A 19,885-nucleotide genomic window follows, 5' to 3' on the forward strand; every position below is an offset into this window, starting at 1 on the left:
TCTTTGAAATAAAATCGTACTGTTTGGGGTCCCACCCAATGCACATCAACTTAAAGATTTTATAACACCCCAAAACGAAAAAATGAGATTTTTATTACAAGTAAGCACAATTTTTCGTTCTGGGGGTAGTTGTATTTTCTTAGCTTGATGGTGATGTAGAAAGAGCTCTATTACATTTAAAATAATATGTTCATATTGTTTTAAGTACTTTTTTTATAATATAACCATATTATAAAAAGGGGGGATGTGAATGCCTAAAATAGTTGATCAAATACAAAGGAAGAATCAAATCGCCACCGCTACTTGGCGTGTAATATTAGAAAAAGGTATTGATAAAGCTTCCATACAGCAAATCGCTGATGAAGCAAACATTTCGGTCGGACTTGTTCAGCATCATTTTTCGTCTAAAAATGAATTAATTTATTATGCAATGAATTTAGTATTGAATCGGATGGAAGAGCGAGCGACTACTCGTACAAATGAATTTAAAGGAACGAAAGAAGAAGCACTTAGAAGATTAATGAAATTTATTATTCCATCTAATAAAGAAGAAATGTTGGAAGGGAAGGTTTGGATTACATTTCTCGGTATATCCTTTAGTTCCCCAGAGCTTATTGAACTTCGGAAGAAAATGGATTCCCATACGAGGTATCTTATGGGAATAATCCTAGATTTAATGAAGGAGCTAGGCTACGTCAAACAAGACCATAATAGAGAGTTTGAATTGGAGATATTGTACGGATTTATCGATGGGCTAGTAATTCATGTCCTTCAAACAACAGAATCATATCCAGAAGAAAAAGTAAATCAGCTTATTGAGTATTATTTAAAAGAAAAAAAGAGGGATTGATTGCATGAATAAAGTTTTCATTATTCTTGTAGTCATTATTGTATTAATCATTAGGCAGCTTATCCCTAAAAAAGTAGATAGTTTTGATCTTCTTGGTATACCAATCATGGCTATAATTAGAACATATATGGGGCTTCCAAATAGTTTGGACTTTATTATTACAATTGAATTAATTAGTTTACTTATATTAGGAGCGATAGTTGGTTATTGGCAAGCTAAGAGAGTGAAAGTCTTTCATCATAACAATCAATTATGTAGTGTTGGTGGCTATTCGTATATTATCGGATGGATTATTATGCTTTTGGGAAGGATTATAATTTTATTATTGTTTAACCTTAATTCTCTCGTATCGACATTTCATGCTGGACAGGAACAATTTACGAGTGAAATAATTAAAGTTCTTTCTTATGCTGGAGATTGGTTAATATGGTCTACTATACTTGCATCTTCAATCATGTATACCGTTACCTTATATAAGGATCATCCAGATATCAATAAATTTATACGTGCTCGTTTTGAAGAAATAAAGCAACGAATAAAATATTAATGTAACTAATAAAAAACGTTATTCTTTCTAATAATTTAGCTCGTTTAGAAAGAATAACGTTTTTGATTTTTTATACGCAAGTAATAGTTACCTGCAGTTCCTATAATATAACTTAATAAATTTTAATATATGTTATGTATAACAGATATTTATCTTATAAATAAGGGGGATATTATGACAGAGACAACCGAATCTCCAGGAGTCAATTTGAAAAAAGATATGAAATTTTCTATTATAATTCCTGCACATAATGAAGAAAAGTACATTAGAAAATGTTTGGATTCAATTGCAATGGCATCAGAGGCATATAAAGAGCAAACGGAAGTTATAGTCGTTTTAAATCGTTGCACAGATAAAACAGAGGAAATAGCAAAATCTTATCAGTGTATTACATTAAAAAATAACGATAAAAACTTATCTAAAATTCGAAATGCAGGGGCTAAAATAGCTAGTGGAGAAATAATCGTTACTATAGACGCTGATACGATAATGACAGAGTCTATGTTGTCTAATGTAGATAAATATTTAGCTTCAGGTAAATATATTGGTGGTGGGGTGAATGGGAAGTTTGAAAGAATATCTTTAGGAATATTTCTCTCCGCAATGTTAATAATAATCCCCTTACTTTTTAAGTACGGAGCTATATCTGTAGGGATTTTTTGGTGCTATAGAAAAGACTTTATGGCAATCAACGGATTTAATGAAAACATGCTTATGGCAGAAGATGCAGATTTCGCTAAACGGTTAAAAGAATGGGGAAAACGGAATCATAAGAAATTCGGTACCATTAAAAATGGAATGATCACTTCATGCAGGAGATTTGATACATATGGAGACTGGACCTTACTTAAAAATCCAAAAGTAATATTAGCTTATCTAAAAGGAAATGATCGAAAATATGCAGATAAGACATATTATGATAATCAAGAAAGATAACAAAAGAGAAAATCGGCAGGAAATAGTGAGAACAGCAGATTTTCTTATATATAATGAGAGCACAACTTAATTTAATAGATATTATAAGCAAACCATTGATTAGCCCTTTTTCAAATCAATGGTTTTTATTTTTGAAATACATATATATTTTTTATAAAAATATTTTTTGACCCCCATAAAACTATGTATTCCTCCGAATATGTATAGTGAAGAAAATAAATAGAAGAAAAATGACTATGAAAGAATATTGAAGTGTTAATAAAATTATTAGATTAAGTGGGGTATCCGAAATAAAAGGATTAAATTACCAATGATATAGAGAAGAGTTATTCAAGGATTGCAGATAAAATAGAAAAAGAGTAAGCAAAACAAGCGGAAGAACATAAGAACGTATATTAAAATATAAGCTTAACTTTAGTGCCGAGGGAAAAGGAAAATCATTAGGAAAACGGTGGGAAAAGTTAGACTCGAAAAATATAACTAACAGCAAGAAGACAAGACCAAAGAAAAGTGCTAACAAAATGTGGTTAAATGGTCACTTGTTTAGTGACCATTTTTCTATTTAAAGCAGAAGGAGGCTGAGAGATTACCAGTGTTAAGTTTAGTAATGAAGATCCTAAGAAAACCGAAAATAGAGGATATCGTATGTAACATACAAAACAACGGAGAAGATAAGGAAGCCTTTATCGTACAGTATCAGCCGTTTATTAGAAAATCAATCTCGTCTGTCTGCCGCCGATATATTACAGAACAGGATGATGAATATAGTATTGGATTGTTTGCGTTTAACGAAGCAATTGAACAGTATTCATATAAAAAGGGAAAATCTTTTCTAGCGTTTGCTGATCTTCTTATAAAAAGAGATGTAATTGACTATATACGCAAGGAGTCTAAGCATACCCGTGTCTTTTTAAAAGAAGATGAGCAAGAGGAAATGTTAGAAATGCAAGTGTCGCTTACGGAGTATATGAAAGAGATGGACAATAGTAACCGTAAGGAGGAAATTCTTCATTTTCAAAGTGTGTTAGCTGAGTTTAAAATCACATTTTCAGAGCTTGCAAAAGAATCTCCTAAGCATCGTGACACCCGTGAGCACTTAATAGAAATTGTAAAGATGATTATAAAAGAAGAGGAAATGATGGAGGAGCTGTTCCGAAAGAAAAAGTTACCGCTTAAACATATTGAACCGCGTGTTAGGGTAAGTCGTAAAACGTTGGAGCGGCATAGAAAATATATCATTGCAATGTGTATTATCTTCGCAAACAACTATACATACATTCTTGATTATATAAGGGGAGGGAAGCATGATGAATAAAGGAATTGTGATGGATATAAAAAAACATAGTGTAGTTGTATTAACACCGAATGGAGAGTTTATTACGTGTAAAAGAAAAGGGGATTCTTGCATGATTGGGGAGGAAATTTCATTTGATGAGCAAGAACAAAAAGCATCGCGTTTTTCAATCCCTTATTTCTTAAAGCCGGCATCATTACTTGTTGCTTGTTTTCTATGTGCGCTGTTATTTTTCTACAACCAACCGGAAGAAAAAGTATTTGCTTACGTTTCAGTTGATATAAATCCAAGTTTAGAGGTGAGCGTAACGAAGGATCTTCGCGTTATAGATTTGCAAGCTTGCAATGATGATGGAAGGCGTATTTTAAAAGAATTGAAGCAATGGGAAGATAAACAATTGCAAGACGTAATACGTACGATTATAAAGCAGAGCCAAGAAGATAAGTATTTAACGAATGATAAGCAAGTTATGCTAACAGCTGTTGCGAAGGACAATTCGTTAGAACCACAGTTGGAAAAGGAAATGAAAGAATTAAAGAAAGAATATGAGTTAAAACATATTACAGTCGAATATCAAAGTAGTACGATGCAAGTACGAGAGAATGCTAGAAAAGCCGGAATTGGCACAGGTGTCTACATAAAGCAAGAGAAAGAGAAGAACAAATCGCTTACTCCACCTGCCACGCCGTCTAATCCGGTGGAAAACGAAGAAGAGGTGCAATCGCAGCAGGAGTCATCTCCTGCTGCATCACCAGATTTGTCTCCTGTAAAAGAAAAAAAATATGAGAAGCCAGAGCATAAAGAACAAAAGAAAACAGAGGAACAGCCATCTAGGCAAATAAAAGAAAACAATAGTAGAGGATCTCAGCAAGAAAATAGAGGGAATCAACAAGAGAATAACGGTAGAGGATCCCAACAAGGGAATAATGGAAATCAGCAAGGAAACAACGGAAGGGGATCCCAACAAGAGAATAATGGAAATCAGCAAGGAAACAACGGAAGGGGATCCCAACAAGGGAATAATGGAAACGAGCAAGGGAACAATGGAAGGGGATCTCAACAAGGAAATAACGGGAATCAGCAAGGGAACAATGGAAGAGGATCTCAACAAGGAAATAACGGGAATCAGCAAGGGAACAACGGTAGAGGATCTCAACAAGGAAATAATGGAAACGAGCAAGGGGACAACGGTAGAGGATCTCAACAAGGAAATAATGGGAATCAGCAAGGGGACAACGGTAGAGGATCTCAACAAGGAAATAATGGGAATCAGCAAGGGGACAATGGTAGAGGATCACAGAAAGAAAATGTTGGAAACGAGCAAGGGAACAATGGTAGGGGGTCTCAACAAGAAAATAGAGGCCACCAGCAAGGGAATGAAAAGAAGAATCAATAGAATATGAAAGTGAGAGATTCATTTCAAAGCGAAAAGGATTTATCTCGCTATTGCGGGCAGTAAAACTCCCATCTTAAAATTTGGCTGGGACAAAGAAGTTAGGTGGGAGTTGGGCTGCTTAAAGTTGCACTTTATTATTCTATAGTTCTATTAAGAAGGAGTATGTGAAAAATATAATGGAGAAAAACATTCAACAAGAGAAAGATAAAGCAAACCCTGTTTTTTATGATCCGAAAGGAAGGAGAAACATAACTTTTATTTGGTTCCTATGTATCTCAATAGTTAGCGTAAGTATTGTATTTTATTTTTTCTTTCAAAGTATTTTTTCAACACCAGAAATTCCAAATATGAATACCGCTGTACAACAAGATAATAAACTTGTACCAATTAATCAAAAACTTAGTGATCAGCAGTTAAAGAAGGAAGAGTTTAAACCAAATACCGAAACGAAGAATAATAAAAATTTGGTGAATTCACCGAAGGATAGTAAACAACGTAAAGAAGTGTATGGTTTTTATGTAAACTGGGATGAAAATAGTACCGCTTCTTTAAAAGAAAATATCGATTCATTAACCACGCTAGTACCAGAGTGGTATCATTTACAAGCAGATTTAACGATTAGAAGTGAGATAAAACCTGAGATAGTAAAGTTAGCAGAAAAAAATCAAGTGAAAATTATGCCTTTACTTACTAACTATACTGAGGAAGCTTCTGGTCCTGATAGTGGGCTAATTCATAAGTTACTGAATTCCTCAAATGATGAAAAGACAAAGTTTATAAATGATTTAGTAAAGCAAGTTGAAAAGAATCGATTTGCGGGTATTAATATTGACTTTGAGGCGATACCTGAAAGTGATAGAGAAAACTTAACAAATTTTATGAAAGAACTTACTACGGTCTTTCATAAACATGATTTGCTCGTTACACAAGATGTCCCAGCTAATGATAAAGCTTTTGATTATAGTGCGTTAGCAAAGGTAATAGATCGAATGATTGTAATGATGTACGATGAGCACTATGGAGCGGGGGAACCAGGGCCAATTGCTTCGAATAAATGGTTCCAACACACATTGAAAGAACTGAATATTCCGTCTAATAAACTTATAGTTGCTTTCGGTAACTATGGATATGATTGGAAAGTGAACATTAAAGAACCTGCGAAGTCTTTAACTTTTTCAGAAGTTATGGCAATGGCTCATAATTCAAATATGACAATTCAATGGGATAAGATGAGTGGAAATCCTTATTTTAGATATAAAACAGGAGAGAAAGAACATACTGCTTGGTTCTTAGACGGTGTTACTCTCTATAATCAAGTGAAAATCGCAATAGAAAACAATGCAAAGGGGTTTGCATTATGGAGACTAGGAGCAGAAGACCCTACAATATGGAAAGTTTTAAAAAATCCAATTGAGGCACAAAAAAATCCTGATGTATTACATAAAATCACTAGTTTAGATGAAGTGAATTATTCTGGACAAGGTGAAATTCTACAGATTGAGAATGAAAGACAAAATGGATTGAGAGATTTTAAAGTAGGAAAAGATGGTTACCTTACAGATGAAGTATATCAATCCTTACCATCTGCGTATGAAGTGCAACGATATGGAAAACCAAAGGGGAAACAAGTAGTATTATCATTTGATGATGGACCAGACCCGAAATATACGCCGGAAATTTTAGATATATTAAAAGAGAATAAAATAAAAGCTGCTTTTTTTGTACTTGGTGAAAACGCACAACTAAATCCTAGTATTGTAAAAAGAATATACGATGAAGGGCATGAAATTGGCAATCATACTTTCAAGCATCCTAACGTAGCTGATACGTCTTTACTGCGAACAAAAGTAGAACTTAATACGACGCAACGTTTAATTCAGGAAGTAACTGGACATTCTACGGTTTTATTTAGACCACCATATGAAGCGGATGCTAACCCGGATTCATCAAATGAAATATTGCCTATTTTACGTGCACAAAATATGAACTATACAATGGTAGCGGAAAAAGTTGATCCCGAAGACTGGGCAACACCATCAACAAATGAATTAGTAAAGCGTGCTGTTAATCCCGTTTATAAGGGAGAGGGAAATATTATTCTTCTCCATGATGCGGGAGGGAATCGTACCCATACAGTAGAGGCGCTCCCAATCATTATTAAAGACCTAAAAAAGCATGGATATAGTTTTGTAACAATTTCAGATTTAATGAATAAAGAACGAGATGAAATTATGCCTCCTGTTTCTTCTGAGGGGAAGCAATATTTACTTTACAATAAAGCTGTCTTTTCGGGAACTGGATATTTTAAGCATATATTAACTGCTATTTTTTATATTGCTATTGGATTAGGGATTTTTCGATTTTTATTCTTAATTTATTTTGCATGGAAGCAGAAAAGAAAAACGCTATCTCGTTATATTAATTCGTCCTATCAACCTTTTGTTAGTGTTGTCATAGCAGCATATAATGAAGAAAAGGTGATAGCTAAGACGATTCGCTCAATTTTGGATAGTAATTATAGAGAATTTGAAGTTATTGTTGTGGATGACGGATCGACAGATGGTACGTCAAAAGTAATACAAGAAACATTTTATAAACACCCTAAAGTTCGTTTCATTCAGAAAGAAAACGGCGGGAAATCATCGGCAATGAACCTAGGATTTCAACAATCGCGAGGAGAGATCATTGTCACTTTAGATGCGGATACTATTATTGCGCAAGACGCCATTTCTCTAATGGTTAGACACTTTGAAGATCAGAATGTAGCAGCAGTTTCAGGTAATGTCAAAGTTGGGAATAGACGAAACTTGTTAACTACTTGGCAACATGTTGAATATATTACAGGGTTTAATTTAGAACGCAGAGCTTTTGATGAGTTAAATTGTATTACAGTAGTTCCAGGAGCTATTGGGGCGTGGCGTAAGAAGAATGTAGTTGAATCTGGATATTTAAGCGAAGATACATTAGCAGAAGATACGGATCTTACTATTACATTTTTACGTCAAGGACATAGAATTGTATATGAAGAAAAGGCTTATGCTTTTACGGAGTCACCTGAAGATGTGAAAAGTCTCATTAAACAGCGATATCGTTGGTCATATGGTACACTTCAATGTCTTTGGAAACATCGAAAAGCGTTATGTAATTTAAAGCATAAAACTTTAGGGTTTATTGCATTGCCAAATATGTGGTTATTCCAATATGTTCTGCAATTCATTGCTCCTTTTGCGGATATATTAATGATTATAGGGTTATTTAGTAGTGATCCACTAAAAGTTTTAGGATTTTATTTTGTATTCTTTTTAATGGATCTTTTCGCATCTCTGTTTGCATTTAAATTAGAGGAAGAGAATCCAAAACCACTAGCATGGTTAATTTTACAACGTTTTATTTATCGTCAATTTATGACTTATGTTGTCATTAAATCTATATTCTCATCGATTCGAGGAGTAGCTGTAGGGTGGAATAAGCTAAAGAGAATGGGAAGTGTTAAACATTCCACGGAACAAAAGGAGGCATCTTAAGAGAGCAGGATATCTGCTCTCTTTTTCATTGATTTTAGTTTGCTGAGTGTAGAGTAGGTACGTCTGTATCTATAAGGGTACCGATAGTGAGACAGTATGTTAAGATACTCCTTTAGTTTCGGGAAAAAGTTTTTTTATATTTTTTTAAAATGACGGACATAAAATCGTATATACCTTCGAATTATATATATGGATAACATAAATGTGTATATAAAAGGGGAGAAATAAGATGAAAGAACAAAAAGAAATGTTTGAAGAAATCTCTGAAGTACTAAAGGTATTGGCGCATCCTGTTCGTTTATCCTTAGTGAAAATAATGCTTGCAAAAGGTCCTACTAATGTAACGACAATGTATGGGGATTTACAAATGCCTCAAAGTACAATTAGTCAACATTTATCTAAACTAAAAGCTGCTAAAATGGTTACAGGTACTCGGAAAGGATTAGAAATTTATTATGAGGTAACTGACAATCGCACGAAATCAATATTAGCATGTCTAGTTTAAATGCTGACTTCTATTTCAAAATAAAAAACGCTATTCTTTCCTTTGTTTTTATAGAGAGAATAGCGCTTTTTATTTTTAAGGAGTATCTTTTTATTAGCTTGATGGCGATATGGTATTATCTCTGAAATGCAGGAATATTGATTTCGCTTTCATTCTTTCTCAGGAGTTTGAGCTCAAAAGACCGACTATTACTTTGTTTCCAATGAACTGGGCAGTGGAAGAACTCATATTTTTGAATAGAGGGCATTCTATGTTTTTGATATATTAATAGTTAGGGAACAGAAATAAGGGAGGAATATAGAAATGGAATTATTTGATTACTATAAGCGAAAAGGAAAGATGAAACTGTTAATTGGAACGGGTATTTTTATTCTTGCTTTATGTGCTGTATATGAAGATTGGGGACATATTATTTGGGGGCAGTTTATCTTTTTTGTTATCGCTGCTTCTATCTTTTTTGGAATTGGATTTTGGCAGTTAAGAAAAGGAAAGTTGATACAAAAGAATATGATAAAAAGTAATGCAACATTTTGGGATATTGATACTTTAGTTGTATTAGAATTACCTAAACGAAACAAGCAATATGGTTTATATCATCCTGATGGCGGATATGTTGCAGGAACAAAGATGGTTTCATCAAATATTCTTTTTTCAGTAATACCTTTTTTACATAATAAAGATGTTTACGGATTAGAAACGAGTAGCGGGGAAATTCTAGCTTATTTTCATACTGAAGTGGACGGATATGATTGGGTAATTTATGACTCGAATTATAACCAAATTGGTATGTTTAAAGAAAAAATGATACAAGGATTTACTATGATACGTGGTACTTTGATGACAGATAAAGCCACAAAATTGTCAGATGTAGAAGTTGAGTTTGATTTTATTCAAAGTACTCTCCGTACAATAGATGGACGTACATTAGCAATTGGTAAGCAGGGATATATGCCTATAGAATGGAGTGAAAGGTTTATGGGTTTAAATGTACCTACTATTACCTTAGGTTCTAATGCGTCTAATAATGAAAAAATTCTTGGTTTAGGGGTGCTTCTTTATAGCTTACGTACAATTGAGATTAGAAAAAGTAGAGCGAGCGTTTAATGAGGCGGAAGTAGTGTTTATATGCGAAACTTTATAGAAATCTCATTTTTCTAATTGTATCTTTTTAGATTGATGGATGTGGGGTCACGTCCATCAATCTAAGAAAACAAGTTAGCTAAAAAATGATGAAAATAAACTTTATAAAAATAAAAAATATGAACGTAGAGGATTAAACAAAGTATATAGTGCTTTTTTAGTCATGTAATCTTTTAATCTGATGATCTTTTCCCCATTCAAACAGATCATTCATTATTTGCATTAAAGATTTTCCGTATTCACTTATGGTGTACTCAACCTTTGGTGGTACTTCTTGATATACGGTACGATAGATAATCCCATCAGCTTCAAGTTGCCGAAGTTGTTGTGTAAGAACCTTTTGTGTAATGTTTGGGATTTCTCGTTTAATTTCATTTGTTCGCATTTTTCCATCCGACAAAACACATAAAATATGAACTTTCCATTTTCCGCCGATTACATCGAGAGTCGTTGCAATTGGACAGTTATCATTTTGATTCATATAACACCTCCAAAGGTACCTCAAGGTTCCTATAGCACTTGAAAGTACGTACTTTTCAATTATATGTAACGCATTCATACTAATACGTAAAGGATTGATTAATTTATAAAGGGGATGGAAAATGATGAGAACACTTGTAATTGTAGCACACCCTCATATTGAAAAATCAAAAATTAATAAAAGATGGTTAGAAGAACTTGAGAAACATTCGGATGAAATTACGGTGCATGAATTATATAAAGTGGCACCGAATTGGGAGTTTAATATTGAAGAAGAGCAAAAGTTATTAGTAGAACATGACAGATACATATTCCAATTTCCACTTTACTGGTACAGTTCACCACCATTATTGAAAAAATGGTTTGACGATGTATTAACATATGGGTTTGCTTACGGATCAAAAGGAGATAAAGTGAAGGGGAAAGAATTTGGTGTGGCTATTTCTATAGGTGGATTAGAAAAAGATTATGAAAATAGTGGAATTACGATGGATGATTTAACGAAACCATTTCAAGCTACTTGCTTATATACAGACATGAAATTTATACCTTCATTTTATTTATATGGTGCCGAATATAAATTAAGTGACGAAGAGATTGATAAAAGTGCACCTGAGTATGTGCAATATGTGATGAGTAAGGCGTATTCTAATATATAAGGAGAAACAGTCATTTACTTGTGAAGTAAATGACTGTTTCTTTCTTTATTTATTTTATATTCACTAAGTGTAATCTTTAGTGAATTAATAGTTAATCTGGTAAAATAAAAAACCTAACATATATAAAGGGGAGTTTTACTTGAGAACGATGCAAAAATTATTACAAAAAAGAGCAATGCAATCACCAAATATGGAAGCGCTTGTAGGCGGAGGGAAAAGGTATTCGTTTCAGCAGTATAACGAACGAGTAAATCAGCTAGCACATTATTTGCTACATAGTGGTGTGCAGAGAGGAGATCGTATAGGAATACTTTGCAAAAATAATCATCCGTTTCCAAGCGTTATGATGGCAAGTTTAAAAATTGGAGCGGTATTTATTCCGCTAAATCATCAGCTTACTGTTTATGAATTAGAAACGATTGTAAAAGAAGCGAAATTAAAAGTGCTAGTTATTGATGAAGAATTTAGTGAAGTTTTATTAAAGATTGATGCTGTTAAAGAAATTCCTTATGTAATTCAAACGACAAAAGAAGGCTTTGGTTCATTTGAATTAGAGTTGCAAGAACAGCCAATGACAGAACCGAACGTAGAAGTTCAGGAAGATGATGATGCGATTTACTTATTTACTTCAGGAACGACTGGTCAGGCGAAAGCATGTGTAATTGGACATAAAAACTTACATCATTATTTTGCTGAGATTGCAGGACAAACAGAAATTCCAGCGGGTGAACGCTTTTTATCGGTGCATCCATTGTTTCATATGAGTGGCGTGCTTTCTATTTTAAATTGCATTTATCATGGTGTTACGATGATCTTCTTAGCTGATTCGAATCCTACTCTTATTTGGGATAAGATTGAAGAAGAGCAAATTACTACGATGCTTGCATTCCCAGCTGTTTATAGCTATATGCTTGATGAACTAAATAAAAAAGAACGTAACATTTCTACTTTTAAAGTAGCACAAAGCGGTGGAACAAAAGTGCCAGAAACACTCATCCAAAAATATATGGAAAAAGGAATCTATATGGTGCAAGGCTATGGTAGTACAGAAGGTTGGGTTGTAACATCATGGCATCCAATGATGGGAAAAGAAAAGATGTCTTCTGTAGGAAAAACCTTGAAAAATGTAGAGGTGAAAATTGTTCATCCAGAAACAGGTGATGAACTAACAACGAATGAAGTTGGAGAGATTCATGTAAGAAGTCCATACATGTTTAAAGGGTATTGGAATAATGAAAAGGCGACAAAGAAGGTAGTAAAAGATAATTGGTTTAACATGGGCGATGCTGGCATGATAGATGATGACGGATTCCTGCATATTATGGGAAGATATAAAGACGTTATTATACGCGGTGGTGACAATGTATACCCAGACCAAGTAGAAGATGTTATTCATGAAATACATGGTGTTTTAGAAGTTGCAGTAGTTGGAGTTCCAGATGAATTTTGGGGAGAGGTTCCAAGAGCTTATCTTGTGAAGGATAGCGAAAGAACATTAACAGAAGAAAGTATTATTCAGTATTGTAAGGAGAAATTAGCAAGTTACAAAATTCCAGAAGTGGTATTCTTAGAAGAGTTACCGAAAAATGCTTTAGGAAAAGTGTTGAAAAGGGAATTACGGGATGTAGTTCTTGTGAAATAGAAAATTATGAAACGATGGAGAACCCAGTTATGTATAAGGCATGACTGGGTTTTTATGTATAAAAAACATAATAATTTACTAGATTTTGTATTTTGTGTAAGATAATAAGGAATATTCTAATATCAATCAAGGGAAGAGATGTAAATGAAGTTGCCGCTATTACAGGTAGAGACAGAGAGACTCATGATCCGTCCGTTCCAAAATGGTGATTATGAAAGTTGGTTAGATGGATTTAATAAGAGGTTAACATCGCAGTATAAACATGACGACGGTTATCAAGTTATGGCATCATCAACAAAAGAATGGTTTACGGAATGGATAAGGGGATTTGATGAAGCAGCACATCGAGATGAGATGTATGTATTAGGTATTTTTCGTAAAGAAGACGGAGCTAATATTGGTAAGCTAGAGCTTATAAAAATTTTACGTCTGGATTATCAGTGGGCAATGATGGGCTACTCTATTCATAACCAATATTGGAAAAATGGATACGGAGTAGAAAGTGTAAAAGCTGCGTTGCCGTTATTTTTTAATCGTCTTCATTTTCATAGAATTGAATTGCATATACGTGTTGATAATGAGCCATCCGTTCGTCTTGCGGAAAGAGCAGGTTTTTCTTTTGAATGCAAGAGAGAGGCGTTTTCATTAGAGAATGGTAAGTGGATGGATTTTCTTATTTATTTTAAAAATAAGGAGATGAATAGATGAGAGTAATTATTACAGGTGGAAATCGTGGATTAGGGTTACAGCTAGTAAAAGTATTTCATGAAAAAGGGCATATTGTTTACCCATTAGTTAGAACTGAGGTTGCGGTAACGCAATTGAAGCAAATGTTTAGTGGTAGATGTTTTCCTATATTGGCAGATTTATCGATTGATGAGAGTACGGAGCAAATTAAGAAACAGCTTGAGGAATATACAGAGTATATGGATCTAGTTATAAATAACGCTGGAATTACTGGAAAGGAAACTGAGATTTTACATACAAATTTAGAAGAGTTAATGGACTTATTTAATATTCATTGTTTAGGTGTAATTCGAGCTGTAAAAGGTACATATACGGCTTTAGCTAGATCGAATCATCCAAGAATAATAAATGTGTCTTCTCGATTAAGGTCATTGCATAAAATGGCGAATAAAGAGTTTGCACAAGGACAATTTTCGTATTCTTATCGAATTGCTAAAGCTGCACAAAATATGTTAACACTTTGCTTACAACAAGAGTTTGAGAATAAAGGAATAAGTGTAACTGCCATTCACCCAGGAAAATTAAAAACTGATATTGGTGCCTTTGATGCGAATATGACTCCGGCTGAAGGAGCGAAAAATATATATGATTGGGTAATAGATTCAAACGAGGATGTTTCAGGGAAGTTTATTGAGCCAGGCGTAGGTGAATTAAAGTGGTGATATACGATCTTGCAATCATTCAGAATCTGTTTGGCCCTTCTAAAAAAGTATTAAATGGCTTACCAAATGCAGTGACAATTGAAGAAATAGAAGAGGATGTTCTTTATGATGTACAAACATATAAAGAAAAGATAAGTAGATTTGAAGAGGTTTGTTTTAATTGGGAGTTAAAAAGAGCGAGTATTGTATTAAATAAAAGGTTTAGTAGTTATAACTCAAGTGTGAGAGTGTTACTTGATGCCGGTTTTTCTTTGTATGCCGCAAAGATAGAAGTATGTAGAGAATTGAACAATGTAGAAGAGCTTGAAAGACAATATACATATCGATCAATAGCAGAAGGAACGTTACCGGAAAAAGAATTTAAATATATTTGGGAACAATGTATGTCGGGTTCAGGGAATCAAACTTCAATTTTAACTATCGATGATCATTTTTATTCAGTGCAAACAGAGTTAGGTAAAGGTTGGGAAAAGTCATGCATTGTTTTTTATGATAAAAATGAGCCGATTGGTATGTCCATACCGCATATAGAACCCGGAACAGAAAGTGAAGGACGGTTATTTTATTTTGGGATAATGCCTTATTATCGCGGGAAAGGAATTAGTTCACAAATTCATCTTCAATCTTTACATATGTTAAAGGGAATGGGGGCTACTTATTACATTGGAAGCACACATACTTCAAATGAAAAGATGCAGAGGGTGTTTTGGAGAAATAATTGTTCGATAAAAACGGAGATAGAGCTTTATTATAAAATTTTTAAAGAAAGTTAGGGGAAAAGAAAATGAAGACTATAAATGTATTTCATTATGACGCATTTACGAATAAACCAAATAAGGGTAATCCAGCAGGTATTGTATTAGAGGCGGATGGATTAACGGGAGGGGAAATGCAGCGTATTGCTGAAGAAGTTGGATTTAATGAAACGTCTTTCGTTCTTCCTTCAGAAGTAGCAGATATAAGAATGCGCTTTTTTACACCTGGTTTTGAAATGGATTTATGTGGTCATGGGACAGTTGGAACAATATTTGCTTTGCGTGAAAGAGGGTTATTAGAAGAAAAAAATAATCTTACGATTGAAACGAAGGCCGGGATTTTACCGATAAAAATAGATGTAAATGAAAATGGAGAAACCTTTATTAAAATGAGGCAGGCAGCACCTCAGTTTAAAGATTTTGCAGGTTCAACAGAAGCATTAGCTCATAGTATCGGTTTAGAAGTAAATGATTTAGATGTAAGTTTACCGATTGTATATGGAAGTACTGGTAATTGGACTGTAATTGTACCGATTAAAAATCTTGATGCATGTGAGAGAATGAAACCTAATAATGCTGCATTTCCATCAGTATTAAAAGAAATACCTAATGCTTCTATTCACCCAATTTGTCTAGAAACTTATGATGAACTAGCACAAATGCACGGCCGTCATTTTTCATCAGCTTACGCTGGGACGCTTGAAGATCCAGTGACAGGAACAGCTTCAGGTGTAATGGGGGCGTATTATGCGACGTATTTGGAGAAAGATTTTGACCATGAAATGGAATTAATTGTTGAACAAGGTCAAGAAATACATAAAGATGGTCGTGTAACGGTATATGTAACGAAAGATGTAGAAAATGAGAAGCTACAAATAGATATTGCTGGAACAGCGGTATATGTGAAAGAGTTTGAAGTTTTAATATAAAAAAGAAAGCCCGGCATACATCCGGACTTTCATCATCTGTTCAATACTTCAATATACGAAGCATCTCCAGTTGTTCTTAAAGCAGAGCGAAAATTGTTATTTTCTAGCGTTTTAGCAACTTGTTGTAACTGCTGTGCATCATCATGATGGATAAGTAAGCTGTCAGCACCGCTTTCTTCTATATGAATATGTTCGACATTTCCGATGGCATCATGTACAGCTTTTAAAAATTCAGGTTTCATAGTGTCCTCCTATATGTATGTAACGTTGTTGTTAGTATTTCCTTATTTTTGAAATATAAAAGTAAATGATTTTTTGTTATATTAAGATTTTTGAAGGGATTTACCATTTGTTTGTCAAATAATAGTAAAGTTGTCTTTTGAATTGAGGGAATCTTCGGAATTGAAGGGTGAAGGAATGGACATTTCAATAATTGCTGCACAACTAGTTAAGGAGAACGTGATTTCGATTTATCCAAATAGCATAAAAGCGTTGAACGGAGGAACGACAAGTACAGTATATTTGTTGGACGGAAAATATGTTGTAAAGCTGAATGAAGCGGAAGTGATACGTGAAGAAGCTTATTTCCTTAAGTTTTATAAGGGGAACGATTCGTTTCCAAAGCTTTTATATAAGGATTTTTTTAATCGATATATTGTTTACTCATTCCTTGAGGGCACAACTTCGTGTAAACCTGGTTATAAACGGGATGTACTTTGCAAACTTGTGAAGGAAGTTATTAATAAGTATGAAATAATTCCAAAGGCGAATGTCTGGGGATGGAAAGAAAGTCCGGTTCAATCTTGGAATGAATTTTTAACGACAAATGTGATGGAAGCTTATGAAAATGTAAGACGTTACATAAGTGAGGAAGAGTATAGAACGGTTCTTAAGTTAGCGAATAGTCCGAGTAGGAAGGCTGGAATAAATCAGCCGTTTTTATTACATGGTGATCTTGGATTCCATAATTTTATATTTCAAGGAAATAAGCTGCATGGTGTAATTGATCCCTTACCAGTGTTAGGAGCTCCTTTATACGATTTAATTTATGCGTTCTGTTCAACCCCGGAAGATGTAAAAAAAGAAACAATTAATTATGCGATGAAACAGTGTATATTTTATATAAAAAACCGTGATTTATATGAAGAAATAGTCATAGGATTATATTTGCGTATAGATACATGTTTACGGCACCACCCGAAAGATTTAGAAGATTATTTAGTAGCTTGGCGTTATTGGATGGGCGAGGTTGAGGTGACTTTATAATACAAATATTTGGGGGGAATCGTGAAATGAATGTTTCAGAAGCAAAAAAGGATTTAGCAATCAAAACGAAGAGAGGATTACCGATTATATTAGCTGGTGTTTTATTTTGGATAGTTATGAGTATAACGGGCTTTGTTCTTTCTGAAAAACAAGTAGTGTGGGTATATTTAATCGGTATGGGATGTGTGTTTCCTTTCGGCTTAATGATAGCTGCTATATTGAAAATTGATATGTTTGCGAAAGGAAATCCGTTAGGGATTTTAGCAGGATTAATTGGTGGGATAAATGTATTGAATATTCCGCTTGTATTACTTGCCTATTTTCAATTTCCGGAATGGTTACCTTTTGTAGTAGCAATGTTAATAGGTGTTCATTTTGTACCGTACGTATGGATTTATGAAAGCAAAAGTTATGGTATATTGTCAGTAGGGACTGTATTCGTAACGTCAGTTTGCGGGATTTTTTTTGCAGAAAAAGGATTTACTGTAATTCCATTATCGGTTACAGCTGTTTATTTACTTACTTTTATAAGTTTATTAATTGAAAATAAAAAAACAGATCATTATCAACAAAAATCAGCTTAATAAAAATATAGGGATAGGGGGAATTATGATGAAAAATTTCGTTTGTACAACGTGTGGCGTGCAGTATGCAGCGAGTGTAGAGGAACCGGTGAGTTGTCATATTTGTGATGAAGAAAGGCAATATGTGAATCCGAAAGGGCAGTCTTGGACGACTTTAGAAAATTTGCAAATAAGTGATACATATAAAAATGAAATACTCGAAGAAGAAAACGGGCTTTATAGTATTACGACAAAACCAGGGTTTGCAATCGGTCAAACAGCATTTGTAGTGAAAACAGAATCATATCGATTATTATGGGACTGCATTACTTATTTAGATGAAATGACAATTGCAAAAATAAAAGAGCTTGGCGGATTAGATGCAATTGCATTGTCTCATCCTCATTATTATTCAACGCAAGTAGAATGGGCAGAGACATTTGATGTACCAATTTATATACACGAAGATGATAAAGAGTGGGTGATGCGCCCGAGTAGTCGTATTATTTATTGGTCTGGTGAGTCTTTACAATTAGCTGATGGATTAGTCATTCATCGTTTAGGAGGACATTTTAAAGGTGGATCTGTCTTACATTGGGAAGAAGGTAATGACGGAAAAGGAATTTTGTTAACAGGTGATATTATTCAAGTTGTAGCAGATGAGCGATGGGTAAGTTTTATGTATAGCTATCCAAACTTAATTCCATTACCAGCGAGAAAAGTGGAAGAAATGGTGAATCGAGTGAAGCCGTTACAGTTTGATCGTTTATACAACGCTTTTCATCGCGTAGTAAAAGAGAATGCAAATGAGGCAGTGGAACGTTCTGCTGAAAGATATATTAAGGCGGTAGAAGGAAAGTTGTTTCATACGTAAAAGGAGAGAAAGTCTAATGAAAACGTTAGTATGCTTCGGTGATAGTATTACAGCTGATGATGTATTTTTTGATGGTACACCTAGATTAACACCAAGGTTACAAAGGATATTCTTAAATTGGGAAGTGGTGAATGCAGGTGTTCCAGGTGATAATACATTCGATGCGTTAAATAGGATTGAAGAAGATGTATTATCACATAAACCAGATTTCGTAACAGTTTTTCTTGGCACGAATGATGCAGTTTCTTTTTCACAAGGGTCATTACAAGCATACAAAGAAAATTTAGAGAAGATTGTGAAACATATTTCGTCAGGTAAAGTACTGCTTATTAGTCCTGCCCCAGTTGATGAAGAGAGGCAGCATAATAGAACAAATGAAGTGCTCGGTCAGTATGCAGACGTGGTAGAGGAAGTGGCGAAAGAAACAGGAAGCTATTTTCTAAATTTGTATGCTGAAATGATTCAAGAACTGAATTATAAAAGGTTTGTAGAAAATGATGAAAAAGATGGATTACACTTTGGACCAGAAGGCTATGAGTATGTAGCGAAGTTAATTGGTGAAAAGTTAAAAGGGATTTTATAAAAAAGCAAAGCGATATCGCTTTGCTTTTCATTGTTTTTAGTAGTCAGTCTAGAAACGCTTGCTGCAATGCTTTCAATCCATCACTGTAAATACCATGAAACAGATTTATTGCCTCTTCATCACTAACCTCAACAGGAGTGAATGTACCAGACCACTCTACTAACGATGTGTTACTTTCAGTACCTTCTTTAACCTGGATTGTAGATAAATAATTTGTGACTGGGAACGGTGCATTCATGATTGAATACGTGTAGTAGCGCTCTTTCTCATTGAATACTTCTAATCGTTCTATAATTGTATCGCCATCTGGATTAGCTAGATGACGTACACGACCGCCTTCAGTTAATTTACTGCTAGGTATATAAGGTAACCAGTCTGGAAGGGAGTTGAAACCGCCGATTAATTGCCATACTTGTTCAGGTGAACCGAAAACTTCCATAGATGTAGTAGTATGTGCCATGTTCATTACGCTCCTTTTTATCTCGATATTTGCAAGCAAATAATCAGTGGGGGATGCTCCCACTGATTAAGGT

At 34.2% G+C, this 19,885-nt stretch carries 21 protein-coding genes; 18 read left to right on the forward strand and 3 right to left on the reverse strand.

Annotated features, from left to right (window positions below; all coding sequences use genetic code 11):
* Positions 1–250: 250 nt before the first annotated feature.
* From DN390_RS06690 to DN390_RS06725, 8 genes are all read left to right on the forward strand, one after another.
* A complete protein-coding gene (locus DN390_RS06690; protein ID WP_147806901.1) occupies positions 251–850 on the forward strand; it encodes a TetR/AcrR family transcriptional regulator in 600 nt (199 codons plus the stop codon).
* 4 nt (positions 851–854) lie between these two features.
* Positions 855–1,397 (forward strand): hypothetical protein, encoded by a 543-nt coding sequence (locus DN390_RS06695; protein WP_147806902.1) that lies wholly within the window; start codon positions 855–857, stop codon positions 1,395–1,397.
* 174 nt (positions 1,398–1,571) lie between these two features.
* On the forward strand, positions 1,572–2,333 hold the full coding sequence (locus DN390_RS06700; protein WP_147806903.1) for a glycosyltransferase family 2 protein: 762 nt from the start codon (positions 1,572–1,574) through the stop codon (positions 2,331–2,333).
* Positions 2,334–2,925: 592 nt separating this feature from the next.
* Positions 2,926–3,648, forward strand: a complete 723-nt coding sequence (sigI, locus tag DN390_RS06705) for an RNA polymerase sigma factor SigI (protein WP_087986396.1) — start codon at positions 2,926–2,928, stop codon at positions 3,646–3,648.
* Positions 3,638–5,023, forward strand: coding sequence for an anti-sigma-I factor RsgI family protein (locus DN390_RS06710; RefSeq protein WP_147806904.1), 1,386 nt, complete (start codon positions 3,638–3,640; stop codon positions 5,021–5,023). Before sigI ends, DN390_RS06710 begins: the two co-directional genes overlap by 11 nt.
* A 176-nt stretch (positions 5,024–5,199) precedes the next feature.
* On the forward strand, positions 5,200–8,547 hold the full coding sequence (locus DN390_RS06715; protein ID WP_147807182.1) for a trifunctional glycoside hydrolase family 18/polysaccharide deacetylase/glycosyltransferase family 2 protein: 3,348 nt from the start codon (positions 5,200–5,202) through the stop codon (positions 8,545–8,547).
* Positions 8,548–8,776: 229 nt separating this feature from the next.
* Positions 8,777–9,052, forward strand: coding sequence for an ArsR/SmtB family transcription factor (locus DN390_RS06720; protein WP_000662958.1), 276 nt, complete (start codon positions 8,777–8,779; stop codon positions 9,050–9,052).
* Positions 9,053–9,355: 303 nt separating this feature from the next.
* The gene (locus DN390_RS06725; RefSeq protein WP_060631674.1) at positions 9,356–10,156 is read left to right on the forward strand and encodes a hypothetical protein; all 801 of its coding nucleotides are present in this window, start codon (positions 9,356–9,358) and stop codon (positions 10,154–10,156) included.
* A 193-nt stretch (positions 10,157–10,349) separates the two neighbouring features.
* Here DN390_RS06725 and DN390_RS06730 read toward each other — a convergent pair whose 3' ends face one another.
* Positions 10,350–10,673 (reverse strand): winged helix-turn-helix transcriptional regulator, encoded by a 324-nt coding sequence (locus DN390_RS06730; RefSeq protein ID WP_060631673.1) that lies wholly within the window; start codon positions 10,671–10,673, stop codon positions 10,350–10,352.
* Positions 10,674–10,797: 124 nt separating this feature from the next.
* Here DN390_RS06730 and DN390_RS06735 point away from each other — a divergent pair, with 124 nt between their 5' ends.
* The 6 genes from DN390_RS06735 to DN390_RS06760 all read left to right on the forward strand — a co-directional run bounded on the left by DN390_RS06735 (position 10,798) and on the right by DN390_RS06760 (position 16,066).
* Positions 10,798–11,331, forward strand: coding sequence for an NAD(P)H-dependent oxidoreductase (locus DN390_RS06735; protein ID WP_147807183.1), 534 nt, complete (start codon positions 10,798–10,800; stop codon positions 11,329–11,331).
* 139 nt (positions 11,332–11,470) lie between these two features.
* Positions 11,471–12,973 carry a class I adenylate-forming enzyme family protein gene (locus tag DN390_RS06740; protein WP_147806905.1) on the forward strand — a complete coding sequence of 501 codons (1,503 nt, stop codon included), beginning with the start codon at positions 11,471–11,473 and terminating at the stop codon, positions 12,971–12,973.
* A gap of 144 nt (positions 12,974–13,117) precedes the next feature.
* On the forward strand, positions 13,118–13,681 hold the full coding sequence (locus DN390_RS06745; RefSeq protein ID WP_147806906.1) for a GNAT family N-acetyltransferase: 564 nt from the start codon (positions 13,118–13,120) through the stop codon (positions 13,679–13,681).
* The gene (locus DN390_RS06750; RefSeq protein WP_147806907.1) at positions 13,678–14,382 is read left to right on the forward strand and encodes an SDR family NAD(P)-dependent oxidoreductase; all 705 of its coding nucleotides are present in this window, start codon (positions 13,678–13,680) and stop codon (positions 14,380–14,382) included. The genes DN390_RS06745 and DN390_RS06750 overlap by 4 nt, the downstream gene beginning before the upstream one ends.
* A complete protein-coding gene (locus DN390_RS06755) occupies positions 14,379–15,155 on the forward strand; it encodes a GNAT family N-acetyltransferase (protein ID WP_147807184.1) in 777 nt (258 codons plus the stop codon). The genes DN390_RS06750 and DN390_RS06755 overlap by 4 nt, the downstream gene beginning before the upstream one ends.
* Before the next feature lie 11 nt (positions 15,156–15,166).
* Positions 15,167–16,066: a PhzF family phenazine biosynthesis protein gene (locus DN390_RS06760; RefSeq protein WP_147806908.1), complete on the forward strand. Its 900-nt coding sequence runs from the start codon at positions 15,167–15,169 to the stop codon at positions 16,064–16,066.
* Between the two features lie 32 nt (positions 16,067–16,098).
* Here the strand turns inward: DN390_RS06760 and DN390_RS06765 are convergent, their stop codons facing one another.
* Complete coding sequence (locus DN390_RS06765) at positions 16,099–16,308, reverse strand: hypothetical protein (protein ID WP_000801653.1); 210 nt, start codon at positions 16,306–16,308, stop codon at positions 16,099–16,101.
* A 175-nt stretch (positions 16,309–16,483) separates the two neighbouring features.
* On the opposite strand from DN390_RS06765, the gene DN390_RS06770 reads away from it, so the two are divergent.
* From DN390_RS06770 to DN390_RS06785, 4 genes are read left to right on the forward strand one after another with little or no spacing between them, the layout of a single operon-like run.
* On the forward strand, positions 16,484–17,332 hold the full coding sequence (locus DN390_RS06770; protein WP_147806909.1) for a phosphotransferase: 849 nt from the start codon (positions 16,484–16,486) through the stop codon (positions 17,330–17,332).
* Positions 17,333–17,358: 26 nt separating this feature from the next.
* Positions 17,359–17,916, forward strand: a complete 558-nt coding sequence (locus DN390_RS06775; RefSeq protein WP_147806910.1) for a DUF7010 family protein — start codon at positions 17,359–17,361, stop codon at positions 17,914–17,916.
* A gap of 25 nt (positions 17,917–17,941) precedes the next feature.
* Positions 17,942–18,769: an MBL fold metallo-hydrolase gene (locus DN390_RS06780; protein WP_147806911.1), complete on the forward strand. Its 828-nt coding sequence runs from the start codon at positions 17,942–17,944 to the stop codon at positions 18,767–18,769.
* Between the two features lie 16 nt (positions 18,770–18,785).
* On the forward strand, positions 18,786–19,352 hold the full coding sequence (locus DN390_RS06785; RefSeq protein ID WP_060631665.1) for an SGNH/GDSL hydrolase family protein: 567 nt from the start codon (positions 18,786–18,788) through the stop codon (positions 19,350–19,352).
* 43 nt (positions 19,353–19,395) lie between these two features.
* Here DN390_RS06785 and DN390_RS06790 read toward each other — a convergent pair whose 3' ends face one another.
* Entirely contained in the window at positions 19,396–19,812 is a 417-nt protein-coding gene (locus tag DN390_RS06790; protein ID WP_060631664.1) for an SRPBCC family protein, read from the reverse strand.
* Between the last annotated feature and the right edge of the window lie 73 nt (positions 19,813–19,885).

The organism is Bacillus sp. SH7-1, from assembly GCF_008042405.1.
GTDB lineage: Bacteria > Bacillota > Bacilli > Bacillales > Bacillaceae_G > Bacillus_A > Bacillus_A thuringiensis_N.

What these genes read in the sequence shown, in the direction of transcription:
- DN390_RS06690 (WP_147806901.1), top strand. Translation starts at nt 251, where the DNA reads ATGCCTAAAATAGTTGATCAAATACAAAGGAAGAATCAAATCGCCACC.
- DN390_RS06695 (WP_147806902.1), top strand. Translation starts at nt 855, where the DNA reads ATGAATAAAGTTTTCATTATTCTTGTAGTCATTATTGTATTAATCATT.
- DN390_RS06700 (WP_147806903.1), top strand. Translation starts at nt 1,572, where the DNA reads ATGACAGAGACAACCGAATCTCCAGGAGTCAATTTGAAAAAAGATATG.
- DN390_RS06710 (WP_147806904.1), top strand. Translation starts at nt 3,638, where the DNA reads ATGATGAATAAAGGAATTGTGATGGATATAAAAAAACATAGTGTAGTT.
- DN390_RS06715 (WP_147807182.1), top strand. Translation starts at nt 5,200, where the DNA reads ATGGAGAAAAACATTCAACAAGAGAAAGATAAAGCAAACCCTGTTTTT.
- DN390_RS06720 (WP_000662958.1), top strand. Translation starts at nt 8,777, where the DNA reads ATGAAAGAACAAAAAGAAATGTTTGAAGAAATCTCTGAAGTACTAAAG.
- DN390_RS06725 (WP_060631674.1), top strand. Translation starts at nt 9,356, where the DNA reads ATGGAATTATTTGATTACTATAAGCGAAAAGGAAAGATGAAACTGTTA.
- DN390_RS06730 (WP_060631673.1), bottom strand. Translation starts at nt 10,673, where the DNA reads ATGAATCAAAATGATAACTGTCCAATTGCAACGACTCTCGATGTAATC.
- DN390_RS06735 (WP_147807183.1), top strand. Translation starts at nt 10,798, where the DNA reads ATGAGAACACTTGTAATTGTAGCACACCCTCATATTGAAAAATCAAAA.
- DN390_RS06745 (WP_147806906.1), top strand. Translation starts at nt 13,118, where the DNA reads ATGAAGTTGCCGCTATTACAGGTAGAGACAGAGAGACTCATGATCCGT.
- DN390_RS06750 (WP_147806907.1), top strand. Translation starts at nt 13,678, where the DNA reads ATGAGAGTAATTATTACAGGTGGAAATCGTGGATTAGGGTTACAGCTA.
- DN390_RS06760 (WP_147806908.1), top strand. Translation starts at nt 15,167, where the DNA reads ATGAAGACTATAAATGTATTTCATTATGACGCATTTACGAATAAACCA.
- DN390_RS06765 (WP_000801653.1), bottom strand. Translation starts at nt 16,308, where the DNA reads ATGAAACCTGAATTTTTAAAAGCTGTACATGATGCCATCGGAAATGTC.
- DN390_RS06770 (WP_147806909.1), top strand. Translation starts at nt 16,484, where the DNA reads ATGGACATTTCAATAATTGCTGCACAACTAGTTAAGGAGAACGTGATT.
- DN390_RS06775 (WP_147806910.1), top strand. Translation starts at nt 17,359, where the DNA reads ATGAATGTTTCAGAAGCAAAAAAGGATTTAGCAATCAAAACGAAGAGA.
- DN390_RS06780 (WP_147806911.1), top strand. Translation starts at nt 17,942, where the DNA reads ATGATGAAAAATTTCGTTTGTACAACGTGTGGCGTGCAGTATGCAGCG.
- DN390_RS06785 (WP_060631665.1), top strand. Translation starts at nt 18,786, where the DNA reads ATGAAAACGTTAGTATGCTTCGGTGATAGTATTACAGCTGATGATGTA.
- DN390_RS06790 (WP_060631664.1), bottom strand. Translation starts at nt 19,812, where the DNA reads ATGGCACATACTACTACATCTATGGAAGTTTTCGGTTCACCTGAACAA.